Annotated in this window: 22 protein-coding genes and 1 tRNA gene; 14 read left to right on the top strand and 9 right to left on the bottom strand. The window is 59.7% G+C overall.

Annotated features, from left to right (window positions below; genetic code table 11):
- Positions 1 to 93: 93 nt before the first annotated feature.
- From QCL65_RS04370 to phrB, 3 genes are read left to right on the top strand one after another with little or no spacing between them, the layout of a single operon-like run.
- Positions 94 to 1,062, top strand: coding sequence for a YbgA family protein (locus QCL65_RS04370; protein ID WP_407315068.1), 969 nt, complete (start codon positions 94 to 96; stop codon positions 1,060 to 1,062).
- Complete coding sequence (locus QCL65_RS04365) at positions 1,052 to 1,963, top strand: MerR family transcriptional regulator (RefSeq protein WP_407315067.1); 912 nt, start codon at positions 1,052 to 1,054, stop codon at positions 1,961 to 1,963. The genes QCL65_RS04370 and QCL65_RS04365 overlap by 11 nt, the downstream gene beginning before the upstream one ends.
- A 34-nt stretch (positions 1,964 to 1,997) precedes the next feature.
- The gene (phrB, locus tag QCL65_RS04360; RefSeq protein ID WP_407315066.1) at positions 1,998 to 3,422 is read left to right on the top strand and encodes a deoxyribodipyrimidine photo-lyase; all 1,425 of its coding nucleotides are present in this window, start codon (positions 1,998 to 2,000) and stop codon (positions 3,420 to 3,422) included.
- Positions 3,423 to 3,502: 80 nt separating this feature from the next.
- Here the strand turns inward: phrB and QCL65_RS04355 are convergent, their stop codons facing one another.
- The 6 genes from QCL65_RS04355 to hemA form a co-directional block, all read right to left on the bottom strand.
- Positions 3,503 to 4,021, bottom strand: a complete 519-nt coding sequence (locus QCL65_RS04355) for an acyloxyacyl hydrolase (RefSeq protein WP_407315065.1) — start codon at positions 4,019 to 4,021, stop codon at positions 3,503 to 3,505.
- Positions 4,022 to 4,135: 114 nt separating this feature from the next.
- Positions 4,136 to 4,936: a glutamate racemase gene (murI, locus tag QCL65_RS04350; protein ID WP_407315064.1), complete on the bottom strand. Its 801-nt coding sequence runs from the start codon at positions 4,934 to 4,936 to the stop codon at positions 4,136 to 4,138.
- The gene (locus QCL65_RS04345) at positions 4,929 to 5,684 is read right to left on the bottom strand and encodes a molybdopterin-synthase adenylyltransferase MoeB (protein WP_407315063.1); all 756 of its coding nucleotides are present in this window, start codon (positions 5,682 to 5,684) and stop codon (positions 4,929 to 4,931) included. Before QCL65_RS04345 ends, murI begins: the two co-directional genes overlap by 8 nt.
- Positions 5,678 to 6,508: a peptide chain release factor N(5)-glutamine methyltransferase gene (prmC, locus tag QCL65_RS04340; RefSeq protein ID WP_407315062.1), complete on the bottom strand. Its 831-nt coding sequence runs from the start codon at positions 6,506 to 6,508 to the stop codon at positions 5,678 to 5,680. Before prmC ends, QCL65_RS04345 begins: the two co-directional genes overlap by 7 nt.
- Positions 6,509 to 6,511: 3 nt before the next feature.
- A complete protein-coding gene (prfA, locus tag QCL65_RS04335) occupies positions 6,512 to 7,594 on the bottom strand; it encodes a peptide chain release factor 1 (RefSeq protein ID WP_407315061.1) in 1,083 nt (360 codons plus the stop codon).
- Positions 7,591 to 8,868: a glutamyl-tRNA reductase gene (gene hemA, locus QCL65_RS04330; protein WP_407315060.1), complete on the bottom strand. Its 1,278-nt coding sequence runs from the start codon at positions 8,866 to 8,868 to the stop codon at positions 7,591 to 7,593. Before hemA ends, prfA begins: the two co-directional genes overlap by 4 nt.
- 163 nt (positions 8,869 to 9,031) lie before the next feature.
- On the opposite strand from hemA, the gene QCL65_RS04325 reads away from it, so the two are divergent.
- The 8 genes from QCL65_RS04325 (at position 9,032) to ychF (ending at position 15,863) form a co-directional block, all read left to right on the top strand.
- Positions 9,032 to 10,753, top strand: a complete 1,722-nt coding sequence (locus QCL65_RS04325; protein ID WP_407315059.1) for a tetratricopeptide repeat protein — start codon at positions 9,032 to 9,034, stop codon at positions 10,751 to 10,753.
- Between the two features lie 4 nt (positions 10,754 to 10,757).
- Positions 10,758 to 11,375, top strand: a complete 618-nt coding sequence (gene lolB, locus QCL65_RS04320; protein WP_407315058.1) for a lipoprotein insertase outer membrane protein LolB — start codon at positions 10,758 to 10,760, stop codon at positions 11,373 to 11,375.
- A 1-nt stretch (position 11,376) separates the two neighbouring features.
- Positions 11,377 to 12,228 carry a 4-(cytidine 5'-diphospho)-2-C-methyl-D-erythritol kinase gene (ispE, locus tag QCL65_RS04315; RefSeq protein WP_407315057.1) on the top strand — a complete coding sequence of 284 codons (852 nt, stop codon included), beginning with the start codon at positions 11,377 to 11,379 and terminating at the stop codon, positions 12,226 to 12,228.
- Positions 12,229 to 12,264: 36 nt separating this feature from the next.
- Positions 12,265 to 12,339, top strand: a tRNA-Gln gene (locus QCL65_RS04310).
- A gap of 47 nt (positions 12,340 to 12,386) precedes the next feature.
- Entirely contained in the window at positions 12,387 to 13,328 is a 942-nt protein-coding gene (locus tag QCL65_RS04305) for a ribose-phosphate pyrophosphokinase (RefSeq protein WP_407315056.1), read from the top strand.
- A gap of 140 nt (positions 13,329 to 13,468) precedes the next feature.
- Positions 13,469 to 14,080 (top strand): 50S ribosomal protein L25/general stress protein Ctc, encoded by a 612-nt coding sequence (locus QCL65_RS04300; RefSeq protein ID WP_407315055.1) that lies wholly within the window; start codon positions 13,469 to 13,471, stop codon positions 14,078 to 14,080.
- A gap of 76 nt (positions 14,081 to 14,156) precedes the next feature.
- Positions 14,157 to 14,741: an aminoacyl-tRNA hydrolase gene (gene pth, locus QCL65_RS04295; RefSeq protein ID WP_407315054.1), complete on the top strand. Its 585-nt coding sequence runs from the start codon at positions 14,157 to 14,159 to the stop codon at positions 14,739 to 14,741.
- 21 nt (positions 14,742 to 14,762) lie between these two features.
- Entirely contained in the window at positions 14,763 to 15,863 is a 1,101-nt protein-coding gene (gene ychF / locus QCL65_RS04290) for a redox-regulated ATPase YchF (protein ID WP_407315053.1), read from the top strand.
- A gap of 107 nt (positions 15,864 to 15,970) precedes the next feature.
- On the opposite strand, the gene QCL65_RS04285 is transcribed toward ychF, so the two are convergent.
- Together QCL65_RS04285 and QCL65_RS04280 are read right to left on the bottom strand one after the other, a co-directional pair.
- Positions 15,971 to 17,344: a heavy metal sensor histidine kinase gene (locus QCL65_RS04285; RefSeq protein WP_407315052.1), complete on the bottom strand. Its 1,374-nt coding sequence runs from the start codon at positions 17,342 to 17,344 to the stop codon at positions 15,971 to 15,973.
- Positions 17,341 to 18,012, bottom strand: coding sequence for a heavy metal response regulator transcription factor (locus QCL65_RS04280; protein WP_407315051.1), 672 nt, complete (start codon positions 18,010 to 18,012; stop codon positions 17,341 to 17,343). The genes QCL65_RS04285 and QCL65_RS04280 overlap by 4 nt, the downstream gene beginning before the upstream one ends.
- A 149-nt stretch (positions 18,013 to 18,161) precedes the next feature.
- On the opposite strand from QCL65_RS04280, the gene QCL65_RS04275 reads away from it, so the two are divergent.
- Both QCL65_RS04275 and uraH read left to right on the top strand, forming a co-directional pair.
- Complete coding sequence (locus tag QCL65_RS04275) at positions 18,162 to 18,665, top strand: GlcG/HbpS family heme-binding protein (protein WP_407315050.1); 504 nt, start codon at positions 18,162 to 18,164, stop codon at positions 18,663 to 18,665.
- A 10-nt stretch (positions 18,666 to 18,675) separates the two neighbouring features.
- Entirely contained in the window at positions 18,676 to 19,086 is a 411-nt protein-coding gene (uraH, locus tag QCL65_RS04270) for a hydroxyisourate hydrolase (RefSeq protein WP_407315049.1), read from the top strand.
- A gap of 342 nt (positions 19,087 to 19,428) precedes the next feature.
- On the opposite strand, the gene QCL65_RS04265 is transcribed toward uraH, so the two are convergent.
- On the bottom strand, positions 19,429 to 19,869 hold the full coding sequence (locus QCL65_RS04265; protein WP_407315048.1) for a YqaA family protein: 441 nt from the start codon (positions 19,867 to 19,869) through the stop codon (positions 19,429 to 19,431).
- A 106-nt stretch (positions 19,870 to 19,975) separates the two neighbouring features.
- Between QCL65_RS04265 and zapE the strand changes: the two genes are divergently transcribed.
- On the top strand, positions 19,976 to 21,019 hold the full coding sequence (zapE, locus tag QCL65_RS04260) for a cell division protein ZapE (protein WP_407315047.1): 1,044 nt from the start codon (positions 19,976 to 19,978) through the stop codon (positions 21,017 to 21,019).
- Positions 21,020 to 21,041 lie beyond the last annotated feature (22 nt).

Raw genomic sequence — 21,041 nt, 5'->3', positions numbered from 1 at the left:
AATGAATTGACTTGTACAGGTTAGCTCCTATGATGAAATCATGTTGTACAGGCAAATTGGCCTGTACAAGAATTTCTCTGCTGGAGGTCGGCGTTGCCAGACTCAACCCCTATTTCCGCCAAACCCAAGCTCGCCATCAGCGCGTGCCTGCTGGGCCAGGAAGTGCGCTTCAATGCCGGCCATAAAGAGTCACGCCTGTGCAGCCGGCAACTCAATGAGCACTTCGATTTCGTTGCCGTATGCCCAGAGGTCGCCATTGGCTTGGGCATCCCCCGCGAGCCCATCCGGCTGGTCGGCGAAAGCCAGCGGCCCGAAGCGGTAGGCACGGTCCACCCCGAGCTTAATGTCACCGCACCGTTAGCCGCCTACGGCGAAAAAATGGCCGGTGAACTGGGGGATATCTGCGGCTATATTTTTATGCAGAAGTCTCCGTCTTGTGGGCTGGAAAGGGTCAAGGTGTACGGCGCCAATGGCGTGCCCCAACGCGACGGCGGCCGCGGCATTTATGCGCAGGCTTTCTGTGAGCGCCATCCCGACCTTCCGGTGGAAGAAGAAGGCCGCCTGTGCGACGCCGTGTTGCGGGAAAACTTTCTGGTGCGGGTCTATGCCTATGCCGACTGGCAACGCCTGCTGGCCGAAGGGCTGACCCGGCGCAGCCTGACGGAATTTCACGCCCGCTATAAGTACCAGCTGATGGCCAACAACCCGCTGCAGTACAAGGCGCTGGGCAAGCGCCTGGGCAACATGGGCAGCGAAGACGCCGCGCGGGTTGGCCCTGCGTATTTCAGCAAGCTAATGGCCGCGCTCAAGCGCTGCGCCACCCGTGGTACCCATGCCAATGTGCTGCTCCACATCAGCGGTTACCTGAAGCAATCCATCAGCACCGAAGACAAACGCGAGTTGCTGCACCTGATTACCCAGTACCGCGAAGGCATTGTGCCCCTTGTGGTGCCCTTGACCCTACTCAAGCACCTGTTCCGCCTGTATCCCGATCCGTACATTGCGCGCCAGGTGTATTTGCAACCCCATCCCGAGAACTTGAGCCTGCGCAATGCAATCTGACCCGACTGTCGAACCGGCTGGGGGCCATTGGCTGCCCATCCGTGAAGTGGCGCGCCAAACCGGGGTTAACCCTGTCACTCTGCGCGCCTGGGAACGGCGTTACGGGCTGATCGTGCCGCACCGCACGGCCAAGGGGCATCGCCTTTACGATGCCGAGCACGTGCGCCGGGTGCAACTGGTGGTGACCTGGCTTAGCCGCGGGGTGTCCGTCAGCCAGGTCAAAGCGTTGCTGGATGCGCCGCAATCGCTCAAAGGCGAGCCTATCGAAAGCGAGTGGTTGCCACTGCGCGAGCAACTGATTGAAGCCATCGCGGCGCTGGCCGAACGCCGGGTCGACGACCTGTTCAACCAGGCCATGGCCATCTACCCGCCGGTCACCCTCTGCGAGCAGTTGTTACTGCCGCTGCTTGAAGCACTGGAGCAGCGCTGGCAGAGCCAGTTTGGCGCGCAAATGGAACGGGTGTTCTTCTTCACTTGGCTGCGCAGCAAGTTCGGCGCCCGCCTGTATCACAACAACCGCCAGCTCAGTGGCGCCCCCGTGCTGCTGATCAACCAATCCGACCTGCCGCTGGAACCGCACCTATGGCTGACGGCCTGGCTGGTCAGCAGCGCCAACTGCCCGGTGACCGTCCTCGATTGGCCTTTGCCGCCCAGCGAACTCGCCCTGGCCAGCGAACGCCTGAAGGCCCGCGCGGTGCTGTTCTATTCGCGCAAGGTGGTCGGCCCGGGCGTGCTGGCACGGCTGGCGAGCAGTTGCAGCAGCCCGGCTTGGTTGGTCGGCCCGGCAGTGGTGCTGCATCGTAACGAGGCGGGCCCGGCGGGCGACGACATGGCCGGCCTGAGCTTGGCGCCAACACCACTGGCCGCCTTGCAAGCCTTGCAACAGGCGGGGCTGCTCTAGCCCTGCCCTTATGAATTCTGACCCGGGTAAGCCCATGCAATTGATCTGGTTTCGCAGCGACTTGCGCCTGCACGACAATACCGCCCTGGCCGCCGCCTGCGCCCAAGGTCCTACCGTGGCGGTCTATTTGCTTAGCCCGCAGCAGTGGCTCAGCCATGATGATGCGCCGAGCAAAGTCGACTTCTGGTTACGCAACCTCAAGGAGCTGAGCCAGGCGCTCAAGGCCCTGCATATTCCCTTGTTGATCCGCGACAGCGCCACCTGGGCCGACGCGCCGCAGGTGCTGCTCGAGCTGTGCCAGAAGCACGGCATAGAACAGCTGCACTGCAATGAAGAGTATGGCGTGAACGAGAGTGCCCGCGACGCGGCGGTTGCAGATGCCTTGGCCGAGGCCGGTATCGGGTTCACGGCACACTTGGACCAATTGTTATTCAAGCCCGGCTCGGTATTGACCAAGAGCGGTACCTATTTCCAGGTATTCAGCCAGTTTCGCCGGGTGTGCTATGAACGCTTGCACCATTCGCTGCCCGCCCTGGTGCAGAAACCGGCGCTGCAAAAGCCCCTGCGCATCACCGCCGACCCGGTGCCCACTGGCGTCACCGGCTATACCCCACCAACGTCGGCGCTGCAGGCGCTGTGGCCTGCCGGCGAAGCGGAGGCTCAGGAGCGGCTCGAGCAGTTCACCGACCAACGCATCGATGACTACAAAACCGAACGCGATCTGCCAGCCCGGCCTGGCACCAGCCAGCTATCGGCGTACTTGGCCGCCGGGGTGATTTCGGTGCGCCAGTGTCTGCATGCCGCCGTGGCCAGCAACCGTGGCGAATTCGAGAGTGGCAGCGTGGGCGCGGTGACCTGGGTCAGCGAATTGATCTGGCGCGAGTTCTACAAACACATTCTGGTGGGCTACCCACGGGTCTCCAAACACCGCGCCTTTCGCCCCGAATACGAAGCCGTACCATGGCGTGATGCGCCCGAAGACCTGCAAGCGTGGAAAGAAGGGCGTACCGGCATACCTATCATCGATGCCGCCATGCGCCAGCTGGTGGAGATCGGCTGGATGCATAACCGCCTACGCATGCTTACGGCGATGTTTTTGAGCAAGAACTTGCTGATCGACTGGCGCGAGGGCGAGCGCTTTTTCATGCAGCATCTGATCGATGGCGACCTGGCTGCCAACAACGGTGGCTGGCAGTGGAGCGCGTCCAGCGGGACCGATTCGGTGCCCTATTTCCGTGTATTCAACCCGGTCAGCCAGTCGGCGAAGTTCGACCCGCAGGGGGTCTTTCTCAAACAATGGGTGCCGGAATTGGCCAAGCTCAGCGCCAAAGATATCCACAACCCACCGCTACAGGGCGGATTATTTGCAACCGTGGATTATCCACCGCCGATCGTCGATTTAGGCAAGAGCCGCCAGCGCGCATTGACGGCTTTCAAGAATTTGCCGCGGCATGTTTAGAATGCAAAAAGCTCGGGGCCGAGGCCCCTCCTACGGGAGGGTGAACGTAGGAGGGGCCTCGGCCCCGAGCTCTTGATCTTTTAAAGCGCCATACGGTAGTTCAGCGAATAAGACTCAACCCCGTCGTTCGGCTGCTTGATGCCAGCGTTGGAGTAGTGAATGGCACGTACACTCAACTCATGCCCACCGGCGAAGCGCAAGCCGAAGCCCAGACGGTCTTCGAAGTTGAACGAAGAGCCCAGGTTGTTGCTTTCAAGCTGGGTGTGGGCGAACGCCGCAACACCGATACCGGCTTCGATGAACGGCTTCACCGAGCCACCGGCAAATTCATAAACGAACACTGGGCTAAACGACAGGCTATGGTTGCTCGACGTAGTGTCGCCGTCCCAATACGTGTAAGCGCCATCCCAATAGCCGGTGACACGACCGACGCTGGTTTGCATCCAGCTCTTGTCCCAGTTCGACTGCAGGCCCAAGCGGTAAACCATCGTGGAGTCGCCCGTCTGGCCGACTGAAAGCGATACGTCGGCCGCCTGTGCGGTAAACGCTTGCCCCAGGGTAACAGCCGCAAGCGCGGCCAAAGTGAGCAGTCTCTGCATGAGAACATCCCATTCATTAGCAATTGTAAGATTTTTATACAACTCAACACTCTAGCTATAGAAATCAGCGAATCAGTGTAAGTTCAGAGATACAAAATGTTTTTCACACTTTTTTTACATCTCGAAGCTTCGCACACTCTCAGAATTTTTCCATAGCTTAGGTAGGATGTTTCGCAGGCTTTTCGGACAAGCACTCGTCCAAAACTGCACTTGGCCAGCCGGACCACTGGCAAGCAGGTCATGTTGTGTAAGCAAACGTTGCAGTTGCCGAGCCACCGCCGCCCCCGTGTCGATCAGCACCACCTCTGGCGGCAGCAGGGTGGCGAGCATTGGTTTGAGGAACGGATAGTGGGTGCAGCCCAGAATGATCGTGTCACACCCTGCCGCCAACAGCGGCGCGACATAACCCGACAGCAGCTCGCGCAGCGTGTCACTGTGCAAGTCTCCGGTCTCGATCAACTCCACCAACCCGGGGCAAGGCTGAGTGACGACCCGGACATCGCTGGCGAACCGGTCAAGCAGGGCCGCGAACTTGGCACTTTGCAAGGTGCCGGTGGTGGCCAGCACCCCTACCACGCCGCTGCGCGTGGCGGCAGCGGCCGGCTTTACGGCAGGCTCCATACCGACAATAGGCCACGCAGGGTAGCGCTGGCGTAAGTCGGCGACCGCCGCCACGGTGGCGGTGTTACACGCCACCACTAAGGCCTTAGCTCCCTGGGCCCGAAAGAATTCGGCCACCAGAATGCAGCGTTCACGAATGAATTCCGGGCTCTTTTCGCCGTAGGGAATATGACCGGCGTCGGCCACATACAAAAGCGATTCAGCCGGCAGCAAGCGCTCGATTTCAGCCAACACTGACAGCCCGCCGACCCCGGAGTCGAATACGCCGACTGGCGCACTGCCCGCTTCAGGCATGTCGGCAAGCGCACACGGCGCAGGCGGGGTCCCGCTTGACGCGCAACTCGCGAAAGCGCGTGGTCAGCGCATCGACCAACAGCAAGCGGCCCACCAACGGCTCGCCGAAACCAGCCAGCAATTTGAGCGCTTCCAGTGCCTGCAAGTTCCCCACCAGGCCGACCACCGGGCCCAATACGCCCGCTTCACTGCATGTCAGTTCGGCCTCGCTACCATGGCCGTATAAGCAGTGATAGCAAGGGCTGGTAGGCACCCGCGGGTCGAACACCGACAGCTGCCCTTCCAGGCGAATAGCCGCGCCACTGACTAACGGCTTAGCGTGGGCGAAACAAGCCGCGTTGACCGCCTCGCGGGTGCTGAAGTTGTCTGAGCAGTCGAGCACCAGGTCTACCGCGGCTACGGCACTGGCCAGGCTGTCGGCGTCGAGGGCTTGGCGATGTGCGACCAGCTCGATGTCCGGGTTGATCGCCGCGAGCCGTTGCAAGGCCGAGTCGACCTTGGTCGAGCCGATGCCGGAAGTGTCGTGTAGCACCTGGCGCTGCAGGTTGCTCAACTCCACCGTATCGAAATCCGCCAGGTGCAAGGCGCCCACCCCTGCCGCCGCGAGATACAGGGCAACCGGCGAGCCGAGGCCGCCCAAGCCGACGATTAACGCACGGCTGCCTTTGAGGCGTAATTGCCCGTCGATGTCGACCTGGCTTAACAACACCTGGCGGCTGTAGCGCAGCAATTCGCTGTCATTCAGCACGGCCAGCGCCCCAGGCTGATACGCTCGTGGCCACCCAGGTCCTTACGGCTCTGCACGGCGTCGAAACCGCGTGCCAGCAGACACTCGCCAACGGCGGCGGCCTGATCATAACCGTGCTCGAGCAGCAGCCAGCCACCGGCATCCAGGTGCTCGGGGGCCGCAGCGATGATCGCGCGCAGGTCGTCCAGGCCGTCGGCCCCGGAGACCAACGCACTGGCGGGCTCGAAACGCACATCCCCTTCAGCCAGGTGCGGGTCAGCGGCGGCAATGTAGGGCGGGTTACTGACGATCAGCCCATAGGTATTGCCCGCCAGGGCGCTGAACCAATGGCTCAGCTCGACCTTGGCGTTGTTCAGCCGCAAGCGCTGGCGATTGCGTTCGGCCAGTTGCACGGCTTCGGCCACGCGATCGACCGCCGTGACCTGCCACGCCGGGCGCTCGCTGGCCAGGGCCAGGGCAATCGCGCCGGTGCCGGTGCCCAGGTCCAGCACTCGCGTCGGCTCGGCCGGCACTAGGGCCAGAGCGGTCTCCACCAATAGTTCGGTGTCCGGGCGGGGAATCAGGGTATGCGCCGCCACTTCCAGATCCAGTTTCCAGAAACCCTGTTGCCCGAGGATATAGGCCACCGGCTCGCCGTTTTGCCGGCGCTGCAGGTAATCGGCAAAGGTGCGCGCCGCCTCGCTGCTGACAATGCGCTCAGGCCAGGTATGGAGGAAGCTGCGGGACTTGCCCAACGCGGCAGCCAGCAACAGCTCGGCGTCCAAACGCGCGGTGGGCGACTCGGGTAACTGCGCCGAACGCAGCAGACTGGCAATGATGGTCATGTTCTATTCACCCAAGGCCGCCAGTTGGTCAGCCTGATACTCGGCAAGCAACGGCTCGATCACCGCATCGACCCCGCCGGCGAGCACTTCATCCAGGGAATACAAGGTTAGGTTAACCCGATGATCGGTCACCCGCCCCTGGGGGAAATTGTAAGTACGGATACGCTCGGAACGGTCGCCAGAACCCACCAGTAGCTTGCGCTCACTGGCAATAGCGTTCTGCGCGGCGCTGGTTTGCACATCATTGAGCTTGGCCGACAGCCAAGACATGGCCCGTGCGCGGTTCTTGTGCTGGGAGCGCTCTTCTTGGCATTCCACCACGATGCCGCTGGGCAAGTGGGTAATCCGAATGGCCGAGTCGGTCTTGTTGACGTGCTGGCCACCAGCGCCGGAGGAACGATAGGTGTCGACCCGCAGGTCGGCGGGGTTGATCTCGATCGCCACTTGCTCGTCGGGCTCGGGCAGCACGGCCACGGTGCACGCCGAGGTATGGATACGGCCCTGGGATTCGGTTTCCGGCACGCGCTGCACGCGGTGCGCGCCGGACTCGAACTTGAGCTTGGCGTAGACGTTGTCGCCCTCGACCCGAGCGATGACTTCTTTGTAACCGCCGTGCTCGCCTTCGTTCTCGGAGAGGATCTCGACCCGCCAGCCGCGCCGCTCGGCGTAGCGCGAGTACATGCGGAACAAGTCGCCGGAAAAGATTGCCGCCTCGTCGCCGCCCGTACCGGCGCGGATTTCCAGAAACACATTGCGCCCGTCGTTGGGGTCGCGGGGTAACAACATGCGCTGCAGGTTGCTTTCCAACTCGGTCAACTGTTCTTTCGCCTCGCGCACTTCCTCGACGGCCATTTCGCGCATGTCCGGGTCGTTGTCCTTGAGCAACGCCTGGGCACCCTCCAGATCGACCTGCACCTTCAGCCATTGCTGATAGGCGGCCACGATCGACTCAAGCTCGGCATACTCTTTGGAGTAGCCGCGAAAACGGGTCTGGTCGGAAATGACTTCAGCGTCGCCCAGCAGGGCGGTCAGTTCTTCGAAACGGTCCTGGATAATGTCCAGTTTATTCAACAGTGACGCTTTCATTGCGGCGATTTATCCGTGGGGCCCTCACCGAGGGCGAAGAGTTCCTGGGCCATGGCCAACGCATCTAGGCGACCTTCGGCGGACAGCTTTTTCAGCTGTACGCTGGGCGCATGCAGCAATTTGTTAGTCAGGCCGCGGGCCAGTTGCACCATCACCTCTTCGGCATTGCTGCCGTTGGCGAGCAGGCGCAGAGCTTTTTGCAGTTCTTCGTCACGCAGGCGCTCGCTTTGCTGGCGGTAGGCCTTTAATACGTCGACTGCGGCCAATTCACGCAAGCGCAGCATGAAATCGCTGGCCCCCAGCGAGACCAGCTCTTCGGCCGCCTGGGCAGCGCCTTGGCGGCTTTTAAGGTTTTCCGCAACGACTTCGTGGAGATCATCCACGGTATACAGGTAAACGTCGTCCAGTTCGCCCACTTCGGGCTCGATATCGCGCGGCACTGCGATGTCGACCATAAAGATTGGTTTGTGCTTGCGCAACTTCAGCGCGCTTTCCACCGCGCCTTTGCCCAAAATCGGCAGTTGGCTGGCGGTGGAGCTGATCACGATATCGCTGTTGACCAGTTCTTGGGGGATGTCGGACAGCAACACGGCATGGGCGCCGAACTGCGTCGCCAGGGTACTGGCGCGTTCCAGGGTACGGTTAGCCACTACGATCCGCTTGACACCCTGCTCGTGCAGGTGCCGGGCCACCAGCGTGATGGTCTCACCGGCACCGATCAGCAGGGCCTGGCTGCGCTGCAGGTCGCTGAAAATCTGTTTCGCCAGGCTCACGGCGGCGAACGCCACCGAAACCGGGTTTTCGCCAATGGCCGTGTCGGTACGCACATGTTTCGCCGCACTGAACGTGGCCTGGAACAAGCGCCCCAGCAGTGGGCCGATGGTGCCGGCCTCACGCGCTACGGCGTAGGCCGATTTCATCTGGCCGAGAATCTGTGGCTCGCCCAGCACCAGCGAATCCAGCCCCGAGGCAACCCGCATCATGTGACGAACGGCCGCATCTTCTTCATGCACATAAGCGCTCGCGCGCAGCTCATCGACACTCAAACGGTGGTAGTCGGCCAGCCAACGCAGTACGGCGTCAGCGGCCAGGTGGTCCTGTTCGATGTACAGCTCGCTGCGGTTGCAGGTCGAAAGGATCGCTGCTTCACGGCTGTCGGTCAGCCGACACAGCTGCTGCAGGGCCTCTACCAGCTGCTCGGGGGTAAACGCCACGCGCTCGCGAACGTCGACCGAAGCAGTCTTATGGTTGATACCGAGGGCAAGGAAGGCCATTCATGATCGCTGGTGATTTCGTTGAGCCGCCAATTGTCCTACTTCGACAGATTCAGAACAACCACCGTTCTCTATTGTCCTAATAGTCCGCGCCGAGTTATGGGTTTGCCCTGTGGCTTGTGTCATCATGATCGGACCGCAGGTTAGTCGCCAAATCGCCTATATGAATAGATCGTCCGCGTTGCTCTTCGCCTTTGTCTTGCTCAACGGGTGCCAAACCTGGCCCCCCGCCAAGCCGGACGCGACACCCCCTGCCGCGCCGCCTGCTGCCCAGAGCAAGCCTCAGGTTTACGGCTCATTCAGCGAAGAAACGGTCTACAGCCTGCTGACCGCCGAGCTGGCGGGCCAACGCAATCGCTTCGACATCGCCATGGCCAACTACGCCGACCAGGCCGCTAAGACCCGCGACCCTGGGGTCGCGGAACGTGCGTTCCGCATCGCCGAATACGTTGGCGACGACCAGGCCAGCCTTGACGCTGCCCTGACCTGGGCCAAGTACGATGGGCAAAACCTCGATGCTCAGCGAGCGGCCGCCATTCAACTGGCGCGCAACGAACGCTATGACGAGTCCATGGTTTACATGGAAAAGGTCTTGCAGGGCAAAGGCGACACTCATTTCGACTTTCTCGCCCTGTCGGCAGCCGACACCGACCAAGAAACCCGCACCGGCCTGCTGAAAAGCTTCGACCGCTTGCTGGCCAAGTACCCCACCAACGGCCAGCTGATTTTCGGCAAGGCCTTGCTGCTGCAGCAAGACGGCGACCCACAGGCCGCCTTGACGTTGCTGGAAGACAACCCGCCGCAAGAGGGCGAAATAGCCCCCCTGCTATTGCGTGCACGCTTGCTGCAAATTGTCGGGCGCGGCGCCGATGCCCTGCCGCTGCTGGAAAAAAGCATGCGTCAGTACCCGGACGACAAGCGCTTGCGCCTGACCTACGCACGCATGCTGGTGGAACAGAACCGCATGGACGACGCCAAGGTGCAGTTCGCCAGCCTGGTGCAGCAATACCCTGAAGACGACGAACTGCGTTACTCCCTGGCGTTGGTCAGCCTGGAAGCCCAGGCTTGGGATGAAGCATCCACCTACTTAGAGCAATTGGTCGAACGGGGTAGCCATGTCGACTCGGCCCACCTCAACCTGGGCCGTGTGGCAGAAGAGCGCAACGACCCGCAGGGCGCGCTGGACGAATACGCTCAGGTGGGTGCAGGCAACGACTACCTGCCAGCTCAATTGCGCCAGGCCGACATCCTCATGGCCAACGGGCGCACCGACGAAGCCTCGCGGCGCCTGGCAGCGGCACGCGACAGCCAGCCCGACTACGCCATTCAGCTGTACCTGATCGAATCCGAGAGCCTGATCAACAACAATCGTCAGGATCAAGCCTGGCAAGTGCTGCAACAGGCGTTGAAGCAGTTCCCGGACGACCTCAACCTGCTATACAGCCGCGCCATGCTTGCGGAAAAACGTAACGACCTGGCGCAAATGGAAACCGACCTGCGGGCCATCATCCAGCGCGAGCCTGACAACGCTATGGCGCTCAATGCGCTGGGCTATACGCTTTCCGACCGCACCACGCGCTACGCCGAAGCCAAGGCGCTGATCGAAAAAGCCCACCGCATCAACCCGGAAGACCCGGCCGTGCTCGACAGCCTCGGCTGGGTCAACTATCGCCTGGGCCAGTTGGATGACGCCGAACGCTACCTGCGCAAGGCCCTCGAGCGCTTTCCAGACCACGAAGTCGCCGCGCACCTGGGCGAAGTGTTGTGGGCCAATGGCAAGCAGCGCGAGGCCCGCGAGGTGTGGGCCAAGGCCCTCAAAGATCAACCCGACAGCCCAATTCTGCGTAGCACCTTGCTGCGCCTGACCGGATCCGAGACCCTCTAATTCCATGTTTATGCGCCATGTCATCGCTTTTAGCCTCATCGCCCTTCTCGCCGGCTGCGCCGGTTTCAGCAGCCGGGAATCCGTTCAGGGCCAGGGCGACCCGCAGCAATGGCGCCAGCACAAAGAGCAACTGAGCCAACTCGATGGCTGGCAGATCAACGGCAAGGTCGGCATTCGCGCCCCTAAGGATTCCGGCAGCGGCACGCTGTTCTGGCTGCAACGCCAGGACTACTACGATATCCGCCTCTCAGGCCCCCTCGGCCGTGGCGCCGCACGGCTGACTGGCCGGCCTGGCCATGTCAGCCTGGAAGTGGCGAACCAGGGTCGCTACGAGGCGCAGAGCCCCGAAGAACTGCTCGAAGAACAACTGGGCTGGAAACTGCCCGTGTCCCATTTGGTCTGGTGGGTGCGCGGCCTGCCGGCCCCCGACAGCAAAAGTGAGCTGACCCTGGACACCGACAGTCGCCTTTCGGGCCTGGCCCAGGATGGCTGGACCATCGAATACTTGAGTTATACCCAGCAAAACGGCTACTGGCTGCCCGAGCGCATGAAGCTGCACGGGCAACAGCTGGACGTGACCCTGGTACTCAAAGAGTGGCAACCGCGGCAACTGGGGCAGTGACATGACCCTAGCACGCTTGACCTTGCCCGCCCCTGCCAAGCTCAATTTGATGCTGCACATTCTCGGTCGACGGGCAGACGGTTATCACGAGTTGCAAACGGTCTTCCAGTTTCTCGACTACGGCGATGAACTGGATTTCCAGCTGCGCACCGACGGTGAGGTCCATCTGCATGCCGATATCCCTGGGGTGCCGCCCGAGACCAACCTGATCGTCAAGGCCGCACGAAAACTGCAAAGCGATTCGGGCGCCACCCTGGGGATCGACATCTGGCTACGCAAAGTCCTGCCCATGGGCGGCGGTATAGGCGGTGGTAGCTCGGATGCCGCGACCACCCTGCTGGCTTTGAACCACCTGTGGCAACTGGGCTACAGCCTGGACCAACTGGCCGAACTGGGCCTTGCCCTGGGCGCCGATGTACCGGTTTTCGTCCGTGGCCACGCGGCCTTCGCCGAGGGCGTGGGAGAAAAACTGACCCCCGTAGAACCGGAAGAACCCTGGTATTTAGTGCTTGTCCCGCAAGTATCTGTAAGTACAGCAGAAATTTTTTCAGATCCGCTGTTGACACGTGACTCTCCTCCCATTAAAGTGCGCCCCGTTCTCAAGGGAAACAGTCGAAATGACTGCCAACCAGTGGTAGAGCGTCGTTACCCAGCTGTACGTAACGCTTTGAATTTGCTTAGCAAATTTACTGATGCTAGACTCACCGGAACTGGAAGTTGTGTGTTTGGGGCCTTCCCAAACAAAGCGGAAGCTGATAGAGTTTCGCACCTTCTTGCAGAGACCCTTACAGGGTTCGTAGCCAAGGGAAGCAACGTCTCGATGTTGCATCGCAAGCTACAAAATCTGTTCTAGGAACCAAGTGCTCGGCACTTGATTTGCTACATCTACAGGGGCGTCGCCAAGCGGTAAGGCAGCAGGTTTTGATCCTGCCATGCGTTGGTTCGAATCCAGCCGCCCCTGCCATTTTCCTATACTCATCCAGGTATACCCTCAGCCGGCAGGTACTGCGCGTGTCCAAGATGATGGTCTTTACGGGGAACGCCAACCCCGATCTGGCTCGGCGTGTTGTACGTCAGCTGCATATCCCACTGGGTGACGTCTCTGTCGGTAAATTCTCCGACGGTGAAATCAGCACTGAGATCAATGAAAACGTCCGCGGTAAAGACGTATTCATTATTCAGCCAACATGCGCGCCGACCAACGATAACCTGATGGAACTGGTAGTGATGGCTGATGCCTTCCGCCGTTCGTCAGCATCCCGAATCACTGCTGTAATTCCTTACTTCGGTTACGCTCGTCAAGACCGCCGTCCGCGCTCTGCCCGTGTGGCAATTAGCGCTAAAGTGGTGGCTGACATGCTGACTGTCGTAGGCATCGACCGGGTTCTGACGGTCGATCTGCATGCGGACCAGATTCAGGGTTTCTTCGATATCCCAGTAGATAACATCTACGGCTCCCCCGTACTGGTGGATGACATCGAAGACCAACGCTTCGAAAACCTGATGATCGTATCCCCCGATATCGGCGGCGTCGTGCGTGCACGAGCCGTTGCCAAATCGCTGGGCGTCGACCTCGGGATCATCGACAAACGCCGTGAGAAAGCCAATCACTCCGAAGTGATGCATATCATCGGCGACGTCGAAGGGCGTACCTGTATCCTGGTCGACGACATGGTCGATACGGCTGGCACTCTGTGCCACGCCGCCAAGGCCCTGAAAGAGCATGGTGCCGCCAAGGTATTTGCCTATTGCACACACCCGGTACTGTCGGGCCGTGCAATCGAGAACATCGAAAATTCCGTGCTGGACGAGCTGGTGGTCACTAACACCATTCCGCTGTCCGCTGCAGCACAAGCCTGTGACCGTATCCGTCAATTGGATATCGCACCGGTAGTCGCCGAGGCGGTTCGCCGCATCAGCAACGAAGAATCGATCAGCGCGATGTTCCGTTAAGGGCCCTGCCCTTCTGGAACACGCACTGACGAAAAGCGCCCCGCCCCGGCACACACTGTCGGGGCGGGGCTTTTTTGCCCATACCGCCTTTAGCGCTGGTCGCAAACGCTGGGGCGGGCATGGTTATTTTGGAGAAACACATGAACGAATTTACCCTGAATGCTGAAGTGCGTTCCGACCTGGGGAAAGGTGCGAGCCGCCGCCTGCGTCGTCTCGCCTCCCTGGTTCCAGCTGTAGTCTACGGTGGCGACAAAGCCCCTGAGTCCATCAGCATGCTGGCCAAGGAAGTTACCAAACTGCTGGAAAACGAGGCTGCCTTCAGCCACGTGATCGAGCTGAACGTTGGCGGTACCAAGCAGAACGTCCTGATCAAGGCGCTGCAACGTCACCCAGCTAAAGGCCACGTGCTGCACGCTGACTTCGTCCGCGTCATTGCCGGCCAGAAACTGACCGCTATCGTGCCGCTGCACTTCATGAACCAAGAGCCTGCAGTCAAGAAAGGCGGCGAGATCTCGCACACCGAGACCGAGCTGGAAGTGACTTGCCTGCCGAAAGATCTGCCTGAGTTCATCGAAGTCGACCTGATCGACGCTGAAATCGGCACCATCGTTCACCTGTCCGACGTCAAGGCGCCGAAAGGCGTTGAGTTCGTCGCACTGGCACACGGTAAAGATCTGGCAATCGCCAACGTTCACGCTCCGCGTATCGTTGCCGACGAAGACGACACCACCGAAGAAGGCGCTGCCGAGTAACTTTTACTCGCGCGCCGAGTTGGGGGTACTATCGCCCGCGATAGAACCCCCCAACTCAAAAGGAAGAGCCCCTGACGTGACCGCCATACAACTGATCGTTGGCCTGGGTAACCCCGGCCCCGAATACGAACAGACCCGGCATAACGCAGGGGCTCTTTTCGTTGAACGCATCGCCCAGGCACATCGCACCAGCCTGGTAGCCGATCGTAAATATTTTGGCCTGACGGCGCGTATCAGCCATCAGGGCCACGACGTGCGCTTGCTCGTGCCTACCACCTACATGAACCGTAGCGGCCAAGCCGTAGCGGCGCTGGCGAACTTCTTTCGCATCGCGCCCGAAGCGATCCTGGTAGCCCACGACGAACTCGATCTCCCCCCTGGGGTTGCCAAACTCAAACAGGGTGGCGGCCACGGCGGGCATAACGGCTTGCGCGACATCATCGCGCAGCTAGGCAACAACAACAATTTTCACCGCCTGCGGCTTGGCATCGGCCACCCGGGTGACAGCAAGCTGGTGTCCAATTTCGTCCTTGGCCGCGCCCCGCGCGCCGAACAAGAAAAACTGGATAGCAGTATCGATTTTGCCCTTGGTGTGCTGCCGGATATCTTCGCCGGCGAGTGGAATCGCGCGATGAAAAACCTGCACAGCCAAAAGGCCTGACTCTTCAAAGAGGGATGCACCATGGGATTCAACTGCGGTATCGTCGGCCTGCCTAACGTCGGCAAGTCCACCTTGTTCAACGCCTTGACCAAATCCGGTATCGCGGCGGAAAACTTCCCGTTCTGCACCATCGAGCCGAACAGCGGCATCGTGCCGATGCCCGATGAGCGCCTGGAAGCACTGGCAGCCATCGTCAAGCCTAAACGCATCCTGCCGACCACCATGGAGTTCGTCGACATCGCGGGTTTGGTCGAAGGCGCCTCCAAGGGCGAAGGCCTGGGCAACAAGTTCCTCGCCAACATCCGCGAGACGGACGCCATTGCCCACGTGGTGCGCTGCTTCGAAGACGAGAACGTGATTCACGTCGCCAATAGCGTCAACCCCAAGCGCGATATCGAAATCATCGATTTGGAGCTGATTTTCGCCGACCTCGACAGCTGCGAGAAGCAACTGCAGAAAGTCACCCGCAACGCCAAGGGCGGCGACAAAGACGCGGTGACGCAAAAAGGCCTGCTGGAAAAACTCATCGCCCACTTCACTGAAGGCAAGCCGGCGCGCAGCCTGATGCGCACCATGGGTAACGATGAAAAGGCCGTGATCCGTGGCTTTCATCTGCTCACCACTAAGCCGGTGATGTACATCGCTAACGTCGCCGAAGACGGCTTCGACAATAACCCGTTGCTCGACATCGTCCGTGCTATCGCTGACGAAGAAGGCGCCCCGGTGGTGCCAGTGTGCAATAAGATCGAAGCCGAAATCGCCGAGCTCGACGACGGTGAAGAAAAGGACATGTTCCTCGAAGCCCTCGGCCTCGAAGAGCCTGGCCTGAACCGGGTAATCCGCGCCGGCTATGAATTGCTCAACCTGCAAACCTACTTCACCGCCGGCGTAGAAGAAGTCCGCGCATGGACCGTTAAAGTCGGCGCTACGGCCCCCCAGGGCGCAGGCGTGATTCACACTGACTTCGAAAAAGGCTTTATTCGTGCTGAAGTGATCGCCTATGCAGACTTCATTCAGTACAAGGGTGAAGCGGGAGCGAAGGAAGCGGGGAAATGGCGTTTGGAAGGCAAGGAGTACATCGTTAAAGACGGCGATGTGATGCACTTCCGGTTTAACGTCTGATTGAACTAGCGGCTTTCGTGGCGTTTCATCAAACGCCACGGAAATTGCAAAACCCCTTAAAGGCCGCGTACTCTCGCGGCCTTTTCGTTTCATGATGTCCTTCGGTGTTACCTGAGACTCTCAATAGGAAACTCCAAACGGAATTCAGTCCCCCTTTCCGAGCTTTCCACACTCACACGGCCGCCGTGGGTTTGCATAATCGAACGAACGATTGCCAGGCCCAAGCCACCCGAATCATCTGGCTGATTGCGCGAGGGATCGCACCGGTAAAATCGCTCAAATATTCGCGGTAGGTGCTGCGCAGCAATTGGCTCACCGCGATTATGTACGCTCAGTAGCAACCACTCGCCGGCTGTCGCGCTGCGGATATTCACGTCGCTACCTGGGGTGGCGTAGCGCAATGCGTTAGCCAGAAGGTTGGCCAGTGCCCGGCGTAACAAAACAGCATCGGCCACCACCGTATGGCTCGCCTGATTGATGAGTTGAACGTTGTAATCCTGTGCCAGGCCTTCGAAATAGTCGCATAGCTGCTCGGCCAGTTCGCGGAGGTCGATCTGCTCAATGTTGATAGAAATGTGGGACTGTTCTGTGCGAGCAAGAAACAACATGCTGTCGATCATTCGAGCCAGGCGTTCATATTCTTCCTGGTTGGACACCAGCAGATTCTGATACTGCGCGACAGTACGAGTGCGACTCAGGCTTTGCTGGGTATGCCCCATCAGGTTACTCAGCGGCGTGCGCATCTCGTGGGCGAGGTCTTCAGAGAAACGCGATAACTGGGCAAACCCATCTTCGAGCCGGGCCAGCATGTGATTGAGCGCATGGCTGAGCACTTGGAGCTCGCGTAGCTCTTTGAATTCATCCAAGCGCTCATGCAAATGCTGCACATCGATCCTCGCGGCGCGCGCTGCCAGCAGCCGGACCGGACGCAACCCGCGCTGGCTCACCCACCCACCCAGCACAAAAGCGAGCAGGGCGGCGACCGACAGGGCCATCCATAGCTTGAGTCGATAATCCCCCAACATCTGTTCGCGCTCACTCAGCAACTTCCCGGCAATCAGCGTCAATGCTCTGCCTTCTTGGCTTACATCCTGCCAAGCCAGGCGCACAGGCTGTGCATATTCACCGTCCACCAAGCGGGCTTCAGTGGAGGCTGGCAAGCTGGGCAACGGCAATTGCGCAGGGTTTATTTGGATCAGCACCTGGCCGGCGCCGTCGACGATCCACAGCAGATTATCGCGATTGCCCAACATGTTTTCGTAGAGTGTGGGCCGGGCGCGAAGGGCCTCAATACTTTCGCCATCGCCGATCAAGGCTTGCATACGCTGCACGCGTCCGAGCAGAGCCTGGTCATCGCGAAATGCAATCTCGTGCTCCAAGGACTGATACAAATAAAAGCCAATAGCCCCCAATAGCAGCACGCTGACCAAAGCGAACATGGCCGCGAGGCGCAGGCTCAGGGACCGTGGAATAATGTTCAAGGCTGCACCTCGAGCAGGTAACCGATACCTCGAACCGTGTGTATCAATTTGCACTGGTAAGGATCATCGACCTTGGCTCGCAGACGGCGTACAGCAACGTCAACGACGTTGGTGTCGCTGTCAAAGTTCATCTGCCAGATCTGTGATGCGATTAGAGAGCGCGACAACACTTCGCCCTCACGACTGACCAGCAGGTGCAACAAGGCAAACTCTTTATTGGTCAGGGTGAGGCGCTCGCCATTGCGAGTGACCTTGCGCCTTAACAAATCGACACTTAGATCAGCCACTGAAAACTGCTCGACCTCCCGTGGTGGCCCCCGTCGCAATAATGTACGTACGCGCGCCAACAGCTCCGCATAGGAAAAGGGTTTGACTAAATAATCGTCGGCGCCCAACTCCAACCCTTTGACCCGATCGTCTATGGAGTCCCGTGCGGTCAGAAACAGCACAGGGGTTTGCCACTTGCGTCGGATAATCTTCAGCAGTTGCCAACCATCCAGCCCCGGCAGCATGACGTCGAGAATGATCAGGTCGAACTCACTCTCCTGCACCCAATGCTGACCATCCAGACCATTGAGCGAGACCTCAACCAGATACCCCGACTCACTCAAGGCTTTGGACAAGTAGTCTGCAGTTTTCGGCTCATCTTCAACGACCAGGATACGCATGGTTTTCCTCCAAATCCGGGGGTATAGGCTAAACCGCCCTGCCGCGCGCTGACATTACAAATTGGTAATCAATAGGCAATCTTTCTGACGGGTTGATTGCGAGAGCATGCGTCGTAATTGTTCAGCCAAGTTCATCCGGAGGAAAAGATATGCTCATGACCCGCACTGCGTCATTGCTGATCATATTGGCGATGGGCCCTGCAATCGCAATCGCAGCAACTCACACCCAAGTTGCCAAACGAAGCGATGTAACACTGGCAATGGCCAATGATCTGCTCAATGCCACGTTGGCAGCCTGTCATGCTGACGGCAGAACGGCTGTTGCAGCAGTGGTCGATCGTGGCGGCAATCTGGTCGCTCTACAACGCGATGACAATGTTGGCCCGCACAACACGCTGGCGGCCCAACGTAAAGCCTACACCTCTCTTTCGACCAAGACGCCGAGCAGATTGCTGGCCGAACGTGCTCGTACCACACCAGATGCAGAGAACCTCAACACCCTCAATGAGCTATTGCTGCTGGGCGGCGGCGTACCTTTGATGGTCGGGGGAGAAACAATCGGCGCAATCGGCGTCGCGGGCTCAGGCGGTGCTGCGAACGATGAGGGTTGCGCGCTTAAAGCTATCGAACAGGTTTTACCCACCACTAAATAAGGAAGCTGTTATGACTGCATTGAAAAGTTTGTTTGTTGGCGCTGTATTGAGCGCTATTTCTTCGCTGGCACTGGCCACAGGTAATCCGTTAAGCGTGCACGTACTGAATCTACAGGACGGTTTGCCTTCATCGGATGTGAAAGTAACTCTGGAAGAACAGCACGGTAGCGACTGGAGCCTACTCAACAGCGCAACGACCAACGAACAAGGCCGCATCCCCGAGTTTTATCCACAGGGCAAGACGCTCGAAAAAGGCATCTACCGGGTCACCTTCAAAACCGGCGAATGGTTCAAGACCCATAAAGTCGCAAGCTTTTTTCCGGAAGTGCCTGTGATTTTCGAAGTGGACGGCACTGTTGCCCACTATCACATCCCCTTGCTGCTAAGCCCGTACGGGTTTTCCACTTACCGCGGTAATTGATGGGCTAGCGCGTACTAACAGCCGCACTTAGATCGGGACGGGGCAACCCAGGGATTGCTCCACAGCCATTGTTCGAGTCATGCGCTGCTCATGGACAGACATCGTGCTGCCCTCCAGGGGAGGCACGGGCAGCTGCCGCAGCCGCCTGACCAGCGCGAGGTAGTCTTCCCGAGCCATCCAGTGTGGGTCAGCCACAGGACGCGAGGTTGTCGAATGTTGTTGGAAGGCGAGCATGGACATAGCGAGTACTTCCCTGGCGATATACTGTATGAATAAACAGTACCAGTAGAATGCCTCAGCGGCAATCTCACGGCCGACAAACGGTTACTACCTGGGCCGGAATCAGCCGGCCCAGCCCAGCGTGATACCGGCCAGAAGCAGATACCTGGCCCCTTTGGCCAGGGTAACGATAAGCACAAACCGCCACAGCGGCTCGCCCATGATGCCGGCCACCAGGGTCAGGGGATCGCCTAAAATCGGTACCCAACTGAGCAGCAACGACCAGCGGCCGTAGCGCTGGTAGGCCCCTTTGGCTCGCTCAAGCCGCGCCTCGCTCACGGGAAACCAGCGTTTGTGGCGAAAACGCTCTACCGCGCCGCCCAGCGCCCAGTTGAGCACAGAGCCCAGCACGTTACCTAGCGTGGCGACCAGCAACAGCGCACCGACGCTATACGCGTGTGATAGCAGCATGGCCACCAACACAGCCTCGGATTGCAGGGGCAGCAAGCTTGCGGCGCCAAACGCCGCGAAGAACAGCCCCAAGTAGCTAGAAAACTCGAACACTCGCGCACTGCCCCTGACTGAATGACGGATGCGCAGCCAATCGCCACCTCGACGCCACCCCACCGATTTTGCTATAGAGAGCACCGACCCCACCAGAGATCAATGCATGCCGCGCTTTTTTGCGAACGACCTCGGCGACACGATGCAGGCCAAAGCTCAAGCGCGCGGCTACACCCTGGACGCTCAGCAAAGGGTAGCCATCGAGCGCCTCGGCCAACTGGCCGAAGACCTGACCCAACGCCGTCTGTTTCGTCGCGGCCAACCGCGGAGTCTTTACCTGTGGGGCCCTGTGGGGCGCGGCAAGAGTTTTGTCCTGGACACTTTCTTTGAATCGGTGCCCATCAAGGCCAAGCAACGGGTGCATTTCCACGCGTTTTTTCGCCAATTGCATGAAGAAATTTTCCGCCGTGCCGGTAGCCGAACCTCCATGGAGGATGCGCTGCAGGCCTTACTGGGGGGCTGCCGACTATTGTGTTTCGACGAGTTTCATTTGCACGACATCGGCGACGCCATGCTAATTAGCCGCGTGTTCAAAGCGCTATTCGCCCGCGACTGCGTGCTCGTGACAACCTCCAACTACCCCCCCGCCGAACTGCTGCCCAACCCGCTTTACCATGAACGGTTTCTGCCGACCATTCGCTTGATCGAAGCCCATATGGACGTGCTGGCCATTGCGGGAGATACGGATTACCGGCAACTGGCCAATAGCAATGGCGAACCGTTCAACCAGGGCGCCTTTATTTCCCCCGGTAGCCCCGAGCAGCGCCAACAGGTGGGCATCCCCGAGTACCCAACCCACGGCATGGCCATTACGCTCAATCATCGGCAGCTACAAGTGGGCTCCATTGGCCAGGGCACCGTGCACGTGAGCTTCGCCGACATCTGCGACGCGCCTACGGCAACCATGGACTATCTAGCGCTGGTGCAAACCTGCTCGCGTTGGATCATCGACGCGGTTCCACCCATTTCAACCACCACGGTGGCAGCCCAGCAGCGCTTTTTGAATTTGGTCGACGTGCTCTATGACAACCGCTGCACGCTGTTCATGATCAGCCAATGGCCGCTGGACGGTGCCATCGACCGTAGCGATATCGCCGATATCGTGCGCACTCGCAGCCGGCTTTCTCAGCTGCGCCAGATCTGTGCATAACGCGGCCACCCTGGGCCTTGGT

Source organism: Pseudomonas sp. nanlin1 (assembly GCF_045571515.1).
GTDB lineage: Bacteria > Pseudomonadota > Gammaproteobacteria > Pseudomonadales > Pseudomonadaceae > Aquipseudomonas.
The sequence above is the reverse complement of the archived record's forward strand: the minus strand, read 5'-3'. Positions and strand labels throughout refer to the sequence as shown.

Excerpts from the sequence above, each read along its gene's own strand:
- QCL65_RS04365 (WP_407315067.1), top strand. The coding sequence starts at position 1,052 with ATGCAATCTGACCCGACTGTCGAACCGGCTGGGGGCCATTGGCTGCCC.
- phrB (WP_407315066.1), top strand. The coding sequence starts at position 1,998 with ATGCAATTGATCTGGTTTCGCAGCGACTTGCGCCTGCACGACAATACC.
- QCL65_RS04355 (WP_407315065.1), bottom strand. The coding sequence starts at position 4,021 with ATGCAGAGACTGCTCACTTTGGCCGCGCTTGCGGCTGTTACCCTGGGG.
- murI (WP_407315064.1), bottom strand. The coding sequence starts at position 4,936 with ATGCCTGAAGCGGGCAGTGCGCCAGTCGGCGTATTCGACTCCGGGGTC.
- prmC (WP_407315062.1), bottom strand. The coding sequence starts at position 6,508 with ATGACCATCATTGCCAGTCTGCTGCGTTCGGCGCAGTTACCCGAGTCG.
- prfA (WP_407315061.1), bottom strand. The coding sequence starts at position 7,594 with ATGAAAGCGTCACTGTTGAATAAACTGGACATTATCCAGGACCGTTTC.
- hemA (WP_407315060.1), bottom strand. The coding sequence starts at position 8,868 with ATGGCCTTCCTTGCCCTCGGTATCAACCATAAGACTGCTTCGGTCGAC.
- QCL65_RS04325 (WP_407315059.1), top strand. The coding sequence starts at position 9,032 with ATGAATAGATCGTCCGCGTTGCTCTTCGCCTTTGTCTTGCTCAACGGG.
- lolB (WP_407315058.1), top strand. The coding sequence starts at position 10,758 with ATGTTTATGCGCCATGTCATCGCTTTTAGCCTCATCGCCCTTCTCGCC.
- ispE (WP_407315057.1), top strand. The coding sequence starts at position 11,377 with ATGACCCTAGCACGCTTGACCTTGCCCGCCCCTGCCAAGCTCAATTTG.
- QCL65_RS04300 (WP_407315055.1), top strand. The coding sequence starts at position 13,469 with ATGAACGAATTTACCCTGAATGCTGAAGTGCGTTCCGACCTGGGGAAA.
- ychF (WP_407315053.1), top strand. The coding sequence starts at position 14,763 with ATGGGATTCAACTGCGGTATCGTCGGCCTGCCTAACGTCGGCAAGTCC.
- QCL65_RS04280 (WP_407315051.1), bottom strand. The coding sequence starts at position 18,012 with ATGCGTATCCTGGTCGTTGAAGATGAGCCGAAAACTGCAGACTACTTG.
- QCL65_RS04275 (WP_407315050.1), top strand. The coding sequence starts at position 18,162 with ATGCTCATGACCCGCACTGCGTCATTGCTGATCATATTGGCGATGGGC.
- uraH (WP_407315049.1), top strand. The coding sequence starts at position 18,676 with ATGACTGCATTGAAAAGTTTGTTTGTTGGCGCTGTATTGAGCGCTATT.
- zapE (WP_407315047.1), top strand. The coding sequence starts at position 19,976 with ATGCCGCGCTTTTTTGCGAACGACCTCGGCGACACGATGCAGGCCAAA.